The 16,860-nt window shown below is 55.6% G+C and carries 12 protein-coding genes and 1 pseudogene; 2 read left to right on the forward strand and 11 right to left on the reverse strand.

All coding sequences use genetic code 11. The features are described from left to right. Positions 1 to 317: 317 nt before the first annotated feature. A complete protein-coding gene (locus JQM68_RS00415) occupies positions 318 to 1,511 on the forward strand; it encodes a DUF917 domain-containing protein (protein WP_235220939.1) in 1,194 nt (397 codons plus the stop codon). Between the two features lie 395 nt (positions 1,512 to 1,906). On the opposite strand, the pseudogene JQM68_RS00420 reads toward JQM68_RS00415, so the two are convergent. From JQM68_RS00420 to JQM68_RS00470, 11 genes and pseudogenes are all read right to left on the reverse strand, one after another. Further along, positions 1,907 to 2,077, reverse strand: a pseudogene (locus JQM68_RS00420) (alpha/beta-type small acid-soluble spore protein); the annotation flags it as partial. A 150-nt stretch (positions 2,078 to 2,227) separates the two neighbouring features. Next, positions 2,228 to 2,806 carry a type II secretion system protein GspM gene (gspM, locus tag JQM68_RS00425; protein ID WP_235220940.1) on the reverse strand — a complete coding sequence of 193 codons (579 nt, stop codon included), beginning with the start codon at positions 2,804 to 2,806 and terminating at the stop codon, positions 2,228 to 2,230. Continuing rightward, positions 2,803 to 3,381: a hypothetical protein gene (locus JQM68_RS00430; RefSeq protein WP_235220941.1), complete on the reverse strand. Its 579-nt coding sequence runs from the start codon at positions 3,379 to 3,381 to the stop codon at positions 2,803 to 2,805. Before JQM68_RS00430 ends, gspM begins: the two co-directional genes overlap by 4 nt. Before the next feature lie 12 nt (positions 3,382 to 3,393). Beyond that, positions 3,394 to 4,383 (reverse strand): pilus assembly protein PilM, encoded by a 990-nt coding sequence (gene pilM, locus JQM68_RS00435; protein ID WP_235220942.1) that lies wholly within the window; start codon positions 4,381 to 4,383, stop codon positions 3,394 to 3,396. A gap of 23 nt (positions 4,384 to 4,406) precedes the next feature. Further along, complete coding sequence (locus JQM68_RS00440) at positions 4,407 to 5,171, reverse strand: prepilin peptidase (RefSeq protein WP_235220943.1); 765 nt, start codon at positions 5,169 to 5,171, stop codon at positions 4,407 to 4,409. Positions 5,172 to 5,193: 22 nt separating this feature from the next. Further along, entirely contained in the window at positions 5,194 to 5,658 is a 465-nt protein-coding gene (locus JQM68_RS00445; protein ID WP_235220944.1) for a prepilin-type N-terminal cleavage/methylation domain-containing protein, read from the reverse strand. Between the two features lie 125 nt (positions 5,659 to 5,783). Continuing rightward, positions 5,784 to 6,395, reverse strand: coding sequence for a type IV pilin protein (locus JQM68_RS00450; RefSeq protein WP_235220945.1), 612 nt, complete (start codon positions 6,393 to 6,395; stop codon positions 5,784 to 5,786). Between the two features lie 134 nt (positions 6,396 to 6,529). Next, a complete protein-coding gene (locus JQM68_RS13825) occupies positions 6,530 to 6,991 on the reverse strand; it encodes a prepilin-type N-terminal cleavage/methylation domain-containing protein (protein ID WP_328283703.1) in 462 nt (153 codons plus the stop codon). A gap of 180 nt (positions 6,992 to 7,171) precedes the next feature. Beyond that, complete coding sequence (locus JQM68_RS00460; protein WP_235220946.1) at positions 7,172 to 8,380, reverse strand: type II secretion system F family protein; 1,209 nt, start codon at positions 8,378 to 8,380, stop codon at positions 7,172 to 7,174. Between the two features lie 36 nt (positions 8,381 to 8,416). Continuing rightward, entirely contained in the window at positions 8,417 to 9,457 is a 1,041-nt protein-coding gene (locus tag JQM68_RS00465; RefSeq protein ID WP_235220947.1) for a type IV pilus twitching motility protein PilT, read from the reverse strand. A 21-nt stretch (positions 9,458 to 9,478) separates the two neighbouring features. Continuing rightward, the gene (locus tag JQM68_RS00470; RefSeq protein ID WP_235220948.1) at positions 9,479 to 11,170 is read right to left on the reverse strand and encodes a GspE/PulE family protein; all 1,692 of its coding nucleotides are present in this window, start codon (positions 11,168 to 11,170) and stop codon (positions 9,479 to 9,481) included. 305 nt (positions 11,171 to 11,475) lie between these two features. Here JQM68_RS00470 and JQM68_RS00475 point away from each other — a divergent pair, with 305 nt between their 5' ends. Beyond that, on the forward strand, positions 11,476 to 16,860 hold the full coding sequence (locus tag JQM68_RS00475) for a GLUG motif-containing protein (protein ID WP_235220949.1): 5,385 nt from the start codon (positions 11,476 to 11,478) through the stop codon (positions 16,858 to 16,860).

Genomic DNA, 16,860 nt, shown 5'->3' on the forward strand with positions numbered 1-16,860 from the left:
GTGCGGGGCGTTTTTGAAAAAATCCCCGGCCGGCGCAGAAATAAGAAAGGATGCTCTCCACATCTGGAGAACATCCTTTTTTTCGCCCCGTGGACTTTCGCGCTTCCGATCAATTTCAGGGTTCAAAACTGTCTCCGCAGTCAACGACAGTCGGGGAAGAAGTTACTATAATTTTAAGTGCTGGAGCGGGAACTCCCGGTCATTGACGCCTGAGATGAAGCTGTTTTTGAATTACATATATGCGTCCGCCTGAGCGCTGATTTTGTTATCCCGCGGGGCCGTCCCGCAAAAAATACAATTGAAAAGGAGAAACTCGTATGTGTGAAAAGTATACTTTAATTACCGAGCAGGACATGAAAAACATCATTTGGGGCGCAACACTGATGGGCGGAGGCGGAGGCGGCTCCATCACCAGCGGCACAATGCTGATGGAAAAGTTCAAGGAAAGCCATACCGGGTCTGATATGACTGTCAAGCTGTATGAGCCTGAGCATATGGCGGACGGCTCCTATGCCTCTGCAACGGCAGGCATGGGCGCTCCCGCCGCTATCGTCGGCGTTGACTTCTCCAAGTATGCCGCCAATGCTTCCGCACTGCTGAAGGAGATCGCGGAACGCGCCGGAAAGAAGCTCATGTACAACATTCCCGTTGAACTGGGCGGATTCAGCACATTCTTCCCATTCCTGCTCAGCCTTCAGAGCAAGGAGGAAGGCGTTGAGATGCCCGTTGTGGATGCTGACGGCGCGGGACGCGCTGTCCCCGCTCTGGAGACGCTGCTGCTCAATGTGAATGGCTGTGTGACTTCTCCGCTGGCTCTTGCCAATGATAAGAATGACAAGATCAGCGTTGAACTGGCGGACCCCTACAATGCGCCTCTGGCTGAAAAAATCGGAAGAGACATCTGCTCCGAGTTCGGAAATATGGTGGGTATTTCCGGCTGGCTGGTGAGCAAGGAGGATGTCAGAACGAAGATCTGCACGGGGACGATCACCCTCTGCAAAAAGATCGGTGAGGTCCTGCGGACTTCAAACGCATTGGATTCTGACATGTTTGAGGAATTAGCGCGTCAGCAGCTGGTGGATACGAAGGTCATCTGCAAGGGCACCATTACCGACATCACGACAGAAACGCATGGCGGCTTCGATTACGGCACGTTGACTGTCCAGAGCGACCGGTATCCCGACCATGTATATTGCATCAGGTTCCAGAATGAGAATCTTCTGCTGCAGAAGAAGCTCGGGGAGAATGAATTTGAGGATCTGATGACGGTTCCCGACCTGACCTGCATGTACTGCATCGATCCCGCGGGCGCCGAGGGAGTCATTCCCCGGATGCCGCTTTCCAACGCGGATGCGAAGAAGGGCATGAAGATCGCGGTTGGCGTTATCAAAGTTGACCCCAAGTGGTTTATGACCGAAGAGAAATGGTGGAATGTGTGGAACGAATGCATGGAGACCATTGGATACACGGGCGGGTATCTGGGCTTTGACCATGTTGAGCCGCAGGAGTAAAGCTTAAACACTTGACATACTTTTAAACCGAGTATTCATAGAAACTCCTTTTGGAAAAATGAGATCGTTGTTTGCGGGCTGAACCGGCCCGCTGCCGAGGGAGAGAAGGGCGGGGGCTGATGCCCCCGCCCCTTGGCGTGCCCGTCGACCGCTGTTATGTTAGGAGCAGACAGCTGTATTCGGACGAAAACAGAGGCGCGGAGTAAAATCTGCGCCTCTGCTGCTGATCATCTGCTGATACTCACGCTTTTCAAAAATCAGCGCCGTTCATTTCTGACTGACGGGCGGCGCCGTGTTCGTTCTTAAATCGTGATCCCCGCTATGTACCTCACTTCTGCCTTATGTCCCACAGCGGTCCTGTCCGCCCGCGTATAGTTCGCGGTTCGTATGGTCGTCATTTTCTTGACCATCTGGCCGCCCACGGAGCCGGCCTCACGGCTGGTCAGGTCGCCGTTGTAGCCTTCCTTCAGGTTGACGCCGACCTCGGAAGCGGCCTCCATCTTGAACTTGTCCATAGCGGCACGGGCCTCGGGGACATTGATACGGTTGGAATTCTTGCTAGACATAACGATTTTCTCCTTTTCATCCATCAAAATTGTTCGGGTCTCTGGGTATCGCAAACATAGATTGTGTCGAAAAAGAGAAAATATGCCGCATTTTTTGCGGTAAAATCTGCAAAAAGATGAGAGCCAATGCACGGCTCTCATCTTTTTGGTTCAGCTCAATTTTTCGAAGAAAGTAACGGTCACGGAGACCTCAACGGGGCCGTCCGTCAGGGCGGCTGCGGTGTCCTGGGACTGCCCGTCAGCCGCGGCAGGGGCAATGGAGATATCACTGAGCTGGCAGCGATAGGGACAGTTTTGCAGCTGCGTGACCATGTCCTGTGCCCCCTCGTAAGAGGGGCTGACAAAGGCCATCTGGGTGGTGCGGCGCAGGATGCTGCCGTCCTCCGGCTGCGACAGGTTCTGGAAACTCAGGCTGTATTCACTGGCGGAACGGAGGACGGTATTCAAAAAGTCCATCACCTGCTGCAGGTTGTCGTAGGTGGGGATCTCAGCCACATTGGGCTGCGCAAGGATCTCGTCCAGCTCTTTTTGCATCTGTTCCATGCGCTGATGCTTGGCTTCCAGCACCACCAGGTCAGAGGAGATGGTCTCGCTTTCTGTCCGGATGCGGTCCAGAGCTTCCGTCACCGGACGGTGGACCGCCAGGAAATAGACCGCGAACAGCAGCAGCAGGGCCAGGATGATCAGCAAAACCTTTTCCCGGCGGGTGAATTGTTTGCTCAGCTTCACGGCTGGCCACCTCCTTCCGAAACGCGGGTCATGGTGATGACCAGGGACACGGTGGCCTGCGAACCGGGCTCGTCTTTCGTGCTGGCGGTGTAGATCGCCACATTGGTCACATCAGGCCGCTGGTAGAGATTCTGGACAATGCGGGAGGCATCCTCCAGCGTGACACGGCCGAGCTCCACGGAGAGAATATTGCCGCTGGCGGACACGCGCCGCACCTGGCTGCCGGGCATCAGCTCGTTTTCCACCAGGGAGAGCATCTCCGTTCTGGTAACGGCGGCCTGTTCGTCCTCCGTCATCCAGCCGGTGGAGTAGCGGGCATATTTTTCAGAAAGCTCCTCAAAATCGGCGGTGGCTGCCTCCAAAGAGGACTTTTGCTGCTGGAGGGCGCTCAACTCCGCCTGAGCCCGGTCCACCTTTGCCAACCGATCCGCCACGGCGAATTTCCCGAACAGACCCGCCAGGACTGTCAGCACCAGCAGGAGGGGGATCAGCTTGCCGGGGGCAAACTGGCTCTTCTCCTTCATGGCCAGGTTCAGGGTGGTTTTGGAGGGGTATGTCACTTGTTTCTTCTTCAAGCCCACACCCCCTTACTGGATAGCCGCGCCGATGGCGGCGGCACACACGCTCAGCTCCTCCGCGCTCTGGGCGGCGGGGGGGAGCAGTTCAGACACATCGTGGAGCGCCAGCTCCACGGACTGGCCGATGGTTTTCAGCAGCGCGGCGATATGGACGCCGCCGCCGCAGCACCAGGCGTCCTGCAGATTGCTCTCCCGGTTGTTGAAGCCGTAGAAGTTGACGGCCTTGCGGAAATCCAGGGCAATGGCGTTATAGACGTTCACAGCGGGCTCCAGAGTCTGCGCCCCCTGATAGTCGGTGTGCTTGTAGGTGCGGGCCACGTGCTCGTCCACGCCCATAGCGTCGGAGATGGCCTCATCCACGGAGCCGAGGCCGATGTCGATGACGCGGGTGGCCTCGAACCGGGTGCCGGAGAAGATGTGGAGCCGGGCGGCGGTGTGGCCCAGGTCCAGGAAGCTGAACTCCTTGCCCTCCGTATCGCCGTGGGCGCGGAGCAGGTTTGCGTAGGCGCACTCCACGGGGATGGCGGTGCGGAGCCGGAAGCCTGCCCGGCGGAACATGTCGCGGTAATCCTCAATGACCTCCTTGGGCACGGCGGCGGCGGTCAGGTCCAGCTGCTTCGGGGTGCCCTCCTCGTCACGGTCCAGGGAATTGACGGCGTAGTCGTAAAAATACTTGTCTTTGCCCAGGGTCAGGAAGTCCCGGAACTCATAGGGCAGATTCACCCGGAGCTGCTCCTCCGTCATGGCGGGCACGGTGATGCGGCGGAGGAAGGCGTGGCTGGCGGGGAGGATGACGGCGCAGTCCCGGCCGGAGACGCGGTTTTCCCGGGCGGTCTCCTTGATGAAGTCCGCCATAGCCGGGTAGGAGATAATGACGCCGTTTTTCACCAGATTGTCCGGCATTGGGGCCGTGAGGGCGCGGCGGACCTTGGAGCCGTCCCACTGGACGAGCTTCAGTTCGCAGGCGCCGATATCAAAGCCGAGCATGGTCTTGGACATATACACACCACCTTGGGAAGTAATCAGAACAGGGACAGGTACCAGGACACCGCCGGGCCGCCGCAGAGGGCGGTGAGCCACCCGGCCAGGGCCAGGGCGGGGCCGAAGGGGAAGGGGGCGTCCTTGGCCTTTTTCATGGCCGCGCCCAGGGCCAGCCCCAGGACGCAGGCGAGGATCAGCAGAAAGAGGGTCTGGAGGGGGCCGAAGTGGAGGCCCAGGACGGCCACCAGCTTGATATCGCCGCCGCCCATGGTCTCCCGGCCCAGGAGCTTGTCCGCCAGAAGGACCAGGAGCAGCAGGGGTACGGACACCGCCACCGCGCCCAGGAGGGCGCTTTTCCAGCCGTCCGGGAGGCGGAGGAGGGCCGACAGGGCCGCCGCCAGCAGGAGGCCGTTGGGCAGCTCCATGGTATCCAGGTCCACCAGGGAGGCCGTGAGGAGGAGGCTGCCCAGGATGAGAAAGCGGAGGGCGTCCACGGTCAGGCCGAAGCGGAGGACGACGGAAACGTAATACAGGGCGGAGACCAGCTCCACCGCGGGGTAGCGGGGGGAAATGGGGGCGCCGCAGTAGCGGCATTTGCCCCGGAGGAACAGCCAGCTCAAAAGGGGCACCAGATCCCGGGCGGAGAGAGGATGGCCGCAGACAGCGCAATGGCTGCGGCCGTGAACGATGGACTCCCCATGGGCGAGACGCCAGGCCCAGGCATTGCAAAAGCTGCCGAACACGAGGCCCAGGAGGGTGGTGACGGAGAGGACGTAGGCGGTTAGAAAGGGGGAGATATTCAGCATAAAAGGCCTTTCAAGCGTAAATTTAAAATGACACTCCAATCATATCAACAGAAGGAGAATTAGAATCTCCATAAATACAAATCATAATATAAGAGTCCTTTTGGTGCCCGGTATTATGACACCAATAGTCCGGAATGACCGGAAGCTGTTTACAGGTCGTGTCGGTTTCTTGCAGTTTATAAGCGTTGTCTGCACTGGCGCTTAATGTAGCACCGTTTGTAAAATACAAGAATCCTGAAAAACTTCCTTCCCTTATACAGTCGGAAAGCGTTTTTGTAGTGCCATCAATGGTGATTTCTTCGGTGATTTTGGCGTATTGCATCAAAGCATATGCTTCCCGAATCATGGCATCATCGGCGGCCAGTTTCGCTTTCTTCTGGGAGGCGCTGAATACGGGGATGGCAACGGCGACCAGAACGGCGATGATGGCGACAACTACCAGCAGTTCCGCAAGGGTAAACCCTTTTTGGGATTTGAATTTACTCATGGGAATGACCTTTCTTTATTCTTGACTTTGACGAAATTCACATACACAAAATATTCTGGTGTACCCAAACGGAGGAGGCCATTCACACTAACATTACCGTCGATGCAATGGCTTCTTTCTTATGGTTATTGACGATTGATAAGTTTTTCAATATTGGTATTTCCCAAATTTAAACTTGCATCACCATTTTTATTAGCTTCCCCACTATAAATTCTCGTAACAAGCCCCACTTTTTTGACATATCCAACATTTACGATAATCCAGTCCCAACCGCCGTTGTTGGCACTTTTACTGGTTACTTTGAGACTATTGATATTCAAGCCGGAATTTATTAATAAGTTTTCTACTTCTGTTTGATACTTGTCCCAATTAGTACTCGTAACATTATTTATAACAACAGATTTATCTGCACCGCAAAACAATGTGTCGTTTTTAGGGTCTATGTTATATTTTGTGATGTAATCTAGTGGAAAATTATTTTTATCCCGAGCAATCGCAACAAAAACACTGTAATTGCTACTATTATTCATCTTTGACGGAAATTGTATCGTTCCATCATTTACAGCATTTGCCAAGATTGATTCTATGGTTCGGGCAGTATGCAAATCAACAGCCCGTCTGGATTTTTCCAACTGACTGTTAAAAATCGGAATAGAGATAGCAACCAAAACAGCAATAATGGCAACGACAATCAACAATTCGGCAAGGGTAAATCCTTTTTTGAATCTGCGCACCATACTTACCTTCCTTTTACGCAGGGAGGCGGAAGCACGGGCGAAGGGCCTGGAAACAGGCCCCCCGCCCCTGCTTCCGCAGGGGGGGCGATCTCCGCAACCCATCGGAGCTCATTGAAAGATAATGGCAACAGTGATTAACCAGCGCCACCAGCGCCACCAGCGCCACCAGTGCCACCAGCGTCGATTTCCCAAGTGCTGGAAGTAGAATTCCATTTGGCGGTGATTTTTGCGTTGGCAGCAAAAGATACACCGGGAACCGTATCAACCGTTACAGTACCATCTGTGTGCTTCATTACATAATCGTTGGTAGTAGCTACATCGTTACCGGCAAAAGAACCGTCCTTTTGGAAACGATAAGGAGACTTAGCAGTATCGAGAATCTCGCCGCTCGTGCCCTGAAGCAGAGTAGCGGTCTGAGCTATTGAATAAGCGGAACGAATATTTGCTTCATCGGTGGACTTTCTGGCATTTTCCAGCTGAGAACTAAAGACGGGGATCGCAATGGCGACCAGAATGGCAATGATAGCCACGACCACCAGCAGCTCGGCCAGGGTGAAGCCCTTTTTGTTGAGCTTCTTTTTCAGAGTAGAAATCATTTGGGTTCCCTCCTTGAAATATGTTTCCCGCGGCAGGCCCGGGTTGTAAGGCCCCGGCGGGAGGTTTACGGTTTTACCCAGAGGATGTTCTGGGCAAATCAAAACGCATCGGACACCATGCGCTTTCATTCGGCCAGAAAAGAGAACCGGGGCAAGGCGAATCCGCCCCGGTTTCCGTTCTTACATTCCCGCATACATCGTGAACATGGGCAGATACAGCGCGATGACGATGAAGCCAATCACCACACCCATGACCACTGTGATCATAGGCTCCAGCATGGAGAGGGCCTTGGCGCTGGCCTGCTCCACCTCGCTGTCGAAATAGGAGCCGATGGTGGTGAGGGTGCCCTCCAGGGCGCCGGACTCCTCGCCCACGGCGGTCATCTCCGTCAGCAGGGGCGGCAGGTAGGGATTCGTCCGCAGCACGTCGCCCAGACGCTTGCCCTCCTCAATGCCCAGGGTGCAGGCGCCTACCGTCAGGCCCACGGCGTAGTTGTCCAGCACCTTGCCGGTGATGGTCAGCGCGTTGGTGATGGGCAGGCCCGCCGACAGCAGTGTCGCCATGGTCCCGGCAAACTGGGAGGCGCTTTTCAGCACACTGATCTTCCCCAGGACGGGCAGCTTCATGGAGAGCTTCGCGAACCGAAGGCGGCCGTTTTCCGTCTTGCGGTACAGGATGATGCAGATGACGGCGGCGACGATGACGCCGATGAACGCCCACCACCATTTGCCGAAGAAGTTATACGCCCCCAGCAGCATCCGGGTGGGCAGGGGCAGCTTGCCGCCGTTGCCCACGATCATGCTCGTCACCACGGGGACCGTGACTTTCACGATGATGATAATGACCGCCACCGCCAGAACGGACAGGAAGATGGGGTACATCATGGCGCTGCGGACCTTGGAGCGAATTTTGTGGGACTTTTCGTAATAGGTTACCAGCCGGGCGAAGGATTCCTCCAGCGTACCGGATTCCTCGCCGGCCCGGACTGTCTCGATAAAGGTCAGGGGGATCTTTTTGCCCCGGGTCTCCAGACTCTGGGACAGGCTGTAGCCGGCGGCGACGTCCTTCGCCACCTCCGTCAGGATGCGCTTCATCAGCTTGTCCGTGGTCTGCTGGGCGATGATCTCCACCGTCCGGGCGGTGGGCATGCCCGCTTTCAGCAGGATGGCAAACTGAGAGGCTGTCAAGGAGAGAACCTTGTCACTGACCCACATGGGCTCGTTCAGGTCGATGCGCTCCCGGCGCTTCTCTGCCACCGGGGTGATCTTCAGGACCACGGAGCAGTCGGCTTTGATCTTTGCGACGGCTTCAAATTCGTCGTAGGCTTCCACCACGCCGCTGACCTTGCTGCCGTCGCGGGAAAGGGCTTTGTACTTGTAAGCGGTCATGGGGACACCTCCGTGGCAGTCGGTGGAATGGAGAGATCAGAACAGCGTGTTCTTTTTCACGTAGTCGGGGTCGTGGGCCGCGGCGCGGGCGGTGTCGGCGGTGATCAGCTTGTCCTTGAACAGGCGGATCAGAGCGTTGTCCATGGTGATGCCGCCCAGGTCGGCGGAGGTCGCCACCGCGTTGGCGATCTGGGGGGTCTTGCCCTCCCGGATCAGGTTGCGGATGGCGGGGGAGACCACCATCAGCTCACAGGCGGCCACCCGGCCACCGCCCCGGCGGGGCAGAAGCTGTTGGGCCAGAACGGCCTGCAGCGTCATGGACAGCTGCATCCGGATCTGGCGCTGCCGCTCGGCGGGGAACACGTCCACCATGCGGTCGATGGAGTCGGCAGCGGAGTTGGTGTGCAGCGTGGCGAAGACCAGGTGGCCCGTCTCCGCCGCGGTGAGGGCCGTTTCAATGGTGATGAGGTCACGCATCTCGCCGATGAGGATGACGTCCGGATCCTCGCGCAGGATGGCCCGGAGACCCTCGGCGTAGCTCTCCGTATCCCGGCCGATCTCCCGCTGGTTGATGAGGCACTGGACCGGGGCATGGATATATTCGATGGGGTCCTCCAGGGTGATGATGTGGTCCCGCCGGGTCTCGTTGATGCGGCGGAGAATGGCGGCCAGGGTGGTGGATTTGCCGGAGCCGGTCTCGCCGGTGACCAGGACGATGCCCCGCTGGAGGGCGGGGAAGTTCTGCACCGCCGGGGGCAGGCCCAGAGCGTCCAGCTCAGGGATGGAGTCCGCCAAAATACGCAGAGCGGCGGAGACATGGCCGCTCTGGCGGAACAGGTTCACACGGACCCGGCGTCCCGCCAGCTCTATGGACAGGTCCCGCTCGCCCAGGGCGGGCATGGATTCGCCCAGCAGCTCTTGGGCGACGGTCTCGCAGTCCTGGTCGGTGAGGGGGGCGAAGCCCTCCAGGTCCTGCAGCTCGCCGTCCCGCCGTACCTTGGGCGGTACGCCGTATGCGATGTGAAGGTCGGACGCTTTACAGGCGGCGGCCTGTTCGATCAAAGTTTCTACCAGCATAAAAGACCTCCGAAGGCAGAATCATTCGTCGGTGGAGTGGATGGTGCGGGCGGCTTCTTCCGAAGAGGTGACGCCCTCCGCTACCAGTTCCCGGCAGCGGTCCGCCAGGGAGAGGAACCCGCCCTTCCGGGCGGAAGCCAGAATCGCTTCCCGGTCGGCGCGGGCCAGGATTAGGCGGCGGAGCTGGCGGTCGATGAGCAAGATCTCAAAGACACCGGTGCGGCCCCGGTAGCCGGTGTGGAAGCACATGGGGCAGCCCTCGCCCTTGTAGAACTGGAGGCCGGGGGTGCGCTCCATGCCCAGCAGCTCCAGCTCCTCGTCGGTGGGGGTGTAGGCCCTGCGGCAGTGGGGACAGACCTTCCGCACCAGACGCTGGGCGATGACGCCCTTCAGGGCGCTGGCGGTGAGGTAGGGCTCCACGCCGATGTCAAACAGGCGGTCCAGCGTGGCCGCCGCGTCGCTGGTGTGGATGGTGGAGAGGACCAAATGGCCCGTGATGGCGGCCCGCATGGCGATCTCGGCGGTCTCGCCGTCCCGAATCTCGCCCACGGAGATGATGTCCGGGTCCTGACGCAGAATGGAACGGAGGCCGTTTGCGAAAGTCATGCCGACTTTTTCGTTGATCTGCACCTGGTTGACACCGTCGATGTTGTACTCCACGGGGTCTTCCAGCGTGACAACGTTGACGGATTCCGTATTCAGCTGCCGCACCATGGTGCTCATGGTGGAGGACTTACCGCTGCCGGTGGGGCCCGCGATCAGGAACACGCCGCTGGTGCTGCGCATCAGGTACTGATACCGCTCCAGATTCCGCTCATCCAGGCCGATGCCCTGGGGCGTGAGAATCTGGCTGCTCTTGTCCAGCAGGCGGATGACCATTTTTTCGCCGTAGATGGTGGGAAGGGTGGAGATACGCAGATCGATGTCGCTCTGCTTCACCCGCACATTGGAACGGCCGTCCTGGGGAATTTTCCGTTCGGAGGTGTTCATGCCACCCATGACCTTCAGGCGGGAGATGACGGAACCCTGGAGGTTCCGGGGCACGGTGAGGACATTGCGCAGGATGCCGTCCACCCGCATGCGGACGGCCATCTCGCCCTCCCGGGGTTCCAGATGGATGTCGCTGGCACGCTCGGTGACCGCACGCTCGATGATGGAGTTCACCAAACGAATGGTAGGGGCGGAATGGGTATCGTCTTCGTTCAGAGCAGTGGAAGAGACCTGGGTGGACGCGGCGTCTTCGCCTACCTCCCGGCGCATCTCCTCAATGGCCCGGGCGGCGTTCTCGTTGCCGTAGAGGGTCATGATGGCCCGGTCCACCGCCTCGCTGGTGGCGATCATGGGCACCACGCGGCGGTGGGTGGCCTGCTTGACGTCCTCCACCGCCATGAAATTCAGGGGATCGCTCATGGCCAGGTAAATTTCATCTTTATCCAGCCGGACGGGCACCACATTGTGACGCTTGGCGATGCTCTTGGGCAGCACCTGGGCCAGTTCCGGGGGCAGGATGGTTTTGGAAAGGTCGATAAATTCCACACCCAGCTGCATTTCCAGTGCCTCGATCAACTGCTGCTCCGTGATGATGCCGGATTCGGTCAGCACATCGCCCAGGCGTTTTTTTGAAGTTTTTTGAAGCTCCAGCGCTTTTCCCAGCTGCTCATCCGAGATGAGACCGGCGGAGATCAGCAGGTCGCCCAGACGTTTATATGCCATTCCATGTTCCTTTCCCGCAAATATCGGAGAAAACTCTCATAATGCATGAAAATCCACCTTTTATCGTAAACCTATCATACACATATTCTTTTTGTAAATCAAGCCCTGTTTCCAGTTCCAGGATGAATATTTTGTAAAATACAGGATTTTCAAGGGGGATTTTCTCGAAATAAAGGGGAAAAATACCGTTTCTGAAAATATTGAGAGAAAAGTAAAAAAATATTGGACTGTTGTTTGCCATCAGACGCGATATGTGATAGAATACAATCGATTCTTTATATGTTATGTAAAGGGGGCGGGAGCAAATGAAACGGAGCAAAAGCGGCTTTTCCATGACGGAACTGCTGACCGTGGTGGCGATCCTCGCGGTCCTCATAGCGGTGGCAGTTCCCGCCGTCATTGCGGCCAGCAAAACTTTGAAGATGCGGGAACTGGACGATACCGCCCGGGAGATCTTCCTGGCCGCGCAGAATACGCTGACTGCCCGGAAGGCCGACGGGACGCTGTCCGCCCCTGAAGGAGACCAGGTGGAAGGCCAGGAGGGCTGGTACTGGCTGTTTGACGGTGACACGGATTTCCTGCTGCCGGATGGGGCCGTGGAGCCTGCTGTGGCCGAGAATCATATCGCCATCTGGTATAACGCCGGATCCGCTATGGTTGTGGAGGTGTATTACGGCGAGAAGAACGGGAGCTTTGCGTCGCCTGGGTGCGATGAGTGGAATGTCGGTTATATTCAGAACGGAGCCTACTCCAACAGCAGGAGACAGAGCGGAAGCGCGGGAGAGGCGCGCGCGGAAAAGCGTATCGGATACTATGACGGCACCGACCTGCCCCGGGGCGCCGTGGAGCAGCTGCTGCCGCCTGTGCTGGAGATCGTAAATAGTGACGAACTGAAGGTCATTGTCACTGTGCCGAAGCAACATAAAAAAAATGACTTAGCTGCGCCGCTTATTCCATCGGAATTAACTGTTTTGGTTGAAGGAACTGGGGAAGGCGGCCAGAAAGTACTGCTTTCTTTTGACCAAACGGGGTGCACGGATATCAGTTCCGGTGATAGCAGAAAATATGAACTGGTACTGGACAGCCTGACGGAGGAGAGCCTGCAGTTTAAAAAAGTGTGCCCGACCATCACCCCCGGCGCGAATATCCGGGTGACGGCGAAACTGTCGGCGGAGGACGAGAAAGATGAAGAAGGGAAGGTAATTACTCGCTATCTGTCCGCCAGCGCGCGGGAGGATACAAATAGTTTGTTTGCGGACCGGGATGAGAATAATATTGTGTCCGTTGCCTGTGCGCGCCATTTGCAGAATTTGGAGGATAGTTTTTCCGGTTTTGCTTGTGCAAGTGCAGTTAACGTCAAGCAAACAAGCAGAATCGATTGGCCTGCCGACAAATGTGATTTTTTCTCCATTGAAAACGACTGCATTAAGGCTTACGATGGCGGTAAATTGGAAATCCGTGGACTGGATGCTGGCCTGTTTAATAGTACATCTGAGAACATGCAGATGGAACATATCCGTATTGTGAACCCAATTATTGAGGGGAGCGGCAATGTTGGCGCTCTGGTGAATACTGCCCAAAATGCTCGGATCGATGATTGCTGGATATATGCTACAACGATTAAACCAGAGAAGACGGAACCACAAACTGAGGACTTTAATGCACTAAAAACGGACTTTATTGTAAAAGGTGGAACTGTTGGCGGATTGGTCGGTAGTGCAACAGGCTGCACAATTACAAATTCTTTTGCAGCACTGTCTAAGGTGGAGGGAAATACTGTCGGCGGGCTGATCGGCAGCGCCAGCGGGTGTACCATCACAAATTGCTATGCCACGGCGGAAAACCTGTCCGGCAGCACATCCGCGATGTTCATTGGCAGCATGACCGGCGGAAACGTCACCGGATGCTACGCGGCGGGCAATATCGCGTCTTCCGGTGGGACCGTCAGCGGATTTGCCAACGGGAGCGGTGAGTTCTCTAATTCGTATTGTGCGGTGTCTTATAACAATGAAGACGGTACGCCTACGGGAACGAAACCCCAATATGGCTTTGCCGCTGGCCCCGTTGTTGCCTGCGCTTATCTTGATGTGAATACTCCCTCTGTGGCAACGGAGAAGGCGGTGCCTAAGAGCTATGAGGAACTGAAGACCAGGGGCAGCAGTTGGAAGGCTCTTTCCGCGGCGGAAACTCATCCGTACCGAGCGGAGCTGAACGGACAAGCCTATCCCTTCCCGGGACTGAGCATGCCCCACTACGGAAGCTGGCCGGTGCAGACCGTGAAGGGCATCAAGCTGTATAACAGCCCGGACGGTAAGAATGAGATTCAGGTTGTTTTGGTGCCCAATGGAGGCACGGCAACCATTTGGGCAGCGGTCGACGGCGACAGCGCGGATATTACGGTGAAAGTTCCTAAGAAGTTTTCCGGCCAAATTTTTGACAACAAAACTGGTGTACAATGCAGTCCAAAAGACGCAAATGGTCTGACGCAAATCGACATAACAGTGAGAGACATAAAGGGGAATAACGATAAGAATCGCGTTGCATATTTTGACGTGATAGCCGGCGGTTATACTTTGCGGGCTGTTGTGGTGGTATACAGTGGAAGTATTGAGCTTTCACCTGTCGGTGGATTGAATGAAGGAAGAAAGACAGGCAGTGATGATTATTTGGGCAATGAGGTGCTTGGCTATCTGGCGCTGAGCAGCGAGAACAGCAGTAAACGGACGGCTACACTGACAACGGTTTTAAAGAATCTTTTGCCAAATAACCCCAAAAGTGAATTTGATGACCTATATAATATTAAACCAACGGCAAACTGGTCTACCGACGGCAGTATTTTTGATAACTGGATGAAGATAAAGGATGGATATCCTGTTATCACTCCGGAGGAGGATCCCATTACCGGTGTTCGGGTGTTGACCACAAAAAAGCTGGCGGATGGAGGCCTGGAGGTCACCGGCGCCGCCAGCGGTACAGTGCAGGCTGTTGCCGAATGGGCTATGAATACGCAGTTGCCAGAGGAGCGTCAGTTGACAGCTAAAATGGACGTTCAGATGAAGGGAGCCCGGGCTTTGATTAAGGAGGCATCCGCTACGCCCTGCTTGGATGTGGAAGGTGGAACTGCTTCGAAGTCGGGATATCCGTATCAACTGGATCTGACGGCAGAGCCGGGGAAGGATATTAAACTGACCTTTACGCCGCATCTTTTTAACGGGCCAAAAACGGATACCACCAATGACCAGTATGATTGGAATGTATATCGTGTCGACGAGGACGGGAGTAAAGGAGACGAAGTGTCCAGAGGTGTGACACTGCCCAATACAGACGCCGAAAGCGGCGAGTACCCACTTAATCTGACAGAGCATCCTGCTAACGCCAGATATCTGGTGATGCTGACTTATCACAACAATGATACGCAGGAACAATCCGTGGACTATATGTATTTCTCCGTGTACCGTTCCGCGAAAAGAGCAGAGGAGGCATCAGGAAATATCCAAATCATAGACGGAGCAGAAAAGCTATTGGATGCTGTGAATCTGGGCGGCGGAATCTCCGCTGATGCGAAGGTGGAGCAGAAGCACAGCGAGAGCTATCCCACCGCAGATGTGGTGACGCTCCAGAGTTATGTGCAGGGGGCGGCCAATACCCAGACACAGTGGTCTTTCTCCACGGATGGTTCAAACTGGACGCCTATCACCGGCCATGTGGGCCCCCAGACAGTGTGGGAGAGTGTGATGGTAGATGGCAGGGAGACTCAGCGGATGCGGGCCACGGTGGAATGGAACTATGGGAACCAGCAGTTGGCGGACGGTACTGCCACCGGTGGCTCTGTTACTGTGACCGGCTTGGACGCCAATGAGTATGACAAACCGTTTACGTTCCAGATGAAGGCCGAGGCTGTGGAGAGCAGCGGAACGGAAGAAAGTGCTTATAAGACCATCACCGTGGCGGTGATGAATAAGCTGCGGATCGAGCCGCAGTCAAAGGTGCAACGGTATTACGGTTTTTTGGGAGATTCGCCGAAGTCGGGAGATTTCCAAGCAAACAGAACGGCGGAAAGTGGAAGCTATGCATATGAGTGGTACGTTGGCGGCGGCAAGATGGAGGGGGCAACAGAAAGCAAATGTACTGTGCCGGGCATTCCGGGGACAAGAGAAGTGGAATTGCGCTGGGGACCCTATACGTCGACCGCTGTGTTAACCAACAAATCTGCCGGTGATGGATTTACCAGCAACATCAACTGGGATGAAGAACTGGAGGGTAAGCAGTATTTCTTGGTTGAAAAGGGTGTTTCACGGATTATGGAGTTTTCTTGGGGAACAGGATTCCTTGACACTCGCAAAATAAGCAAGCATCCATCAACTAATACCGAAGTGACAGTTGAAGCAATAGGTGGAAATTCAGAATATGAGAAAGAAGGAATCTATACTTATAAGGTTAGTGGTTTGGCTTTTAATAGAGATCAGGCGACAGAACTGATATGGGAATTGGCTAAGCAATATATTAGTAATAAAAAAACAGTGACGCATTATGCCTATGTTATCGGCATGGATATTAAAAAAGGCGATGAAGTGCTTTCAGATACCGGAGAGACCTTGAATCTGGAGATGGGTGTGCCGACGACCCTTACCGCCGACTGGTTCTTCCCTCAGGAGCTTATGGATCTCGAGGTGCAACCTGATGGCAAGCCCGACATCCAATGGGAGATCTCCAATACGGAGCTGGTGGATTTCACGGATGGAAATCATACCGGCGAAAGTGTCAGCCTGACGGCAAAAAAGTACAGCGCCACGGGTTACACCACCACTGTCAAGGCTACCTGCACTGTCCGCTGTACCAACGGACGGGACTATACCTTTGTCAAATATGTACCGGTGGAAGTAGAACCTACAAATATGCTGACACTTAGTGTAACGCCTTGCGTCTCTGCGGATGTAGAGGACTTGCAGAAGTGCTTTGGAGAGGTGACTGATGAAACCGTTCTGGCAGCCAAGGATGGAACAGACGGCCCGCTGACGCTGGTGCATGAAGAGGATTTCAACTGTAACCGTATGTACTTGAAGGTCAAGGCGAATGAGGATCTGACACCGTACCTCTGGAACATTTCCTGCGACCAGTTCTTCGTTGATGTGAAGTGTATCCAGAGCCAGACGGATAAGTCAGTAATCTATATCCGTCTTGAAACGAAGGCCGCCAATGTGAAGCCCGTGGATCTGACGCTGACGGTACACATTGGCAAAGCGGATGTAGTCGAGATACCGATCCTGCTCTGCGACACGCCTGTTATTCGCCTGAAAGACAAGGACGGGGCAGATGTGACCAACGGCAGTCTGCCGGTATACCAGAACCAGACGGACGCGGTATTGGTTAGACTGAATGCTGAAATGTCGCCGGATCTGCGAAACGCTGAAACGGGGGCCACGCTGGACAGCATCGAATGGATAATGGAAGCGCTTTCTGCGGGATATATTCCGGCAGACTACCTAGAGAAGGAGATTGCGGCGGATGGCACTATCACGGTCAAGGTCAAAGACCTGAAGCGTCTGCCGGACTTCCGTGTTATGATTCAGGCGCAAAGCGGCAAGAGCAGGCGTTCGGTGGCAGGTTATGCGTTGGTGTTTCTGCCAGAGGAAGACACTGGTTCCGGCAGCATGACCCGGCGGAAGAGATACAATGTTTTAGGAGCGTGA

This window comes from Oscillibacter valericigenes (genome assembly GCF_021531435.1).
Taxonomy (GTDB): domain Bacteria; phylum Bacillota; class Clostridia; order Oscillospirales; family Oscillospiraceae; genus Oscillibacter; species Oscillibacter valericigenes_B.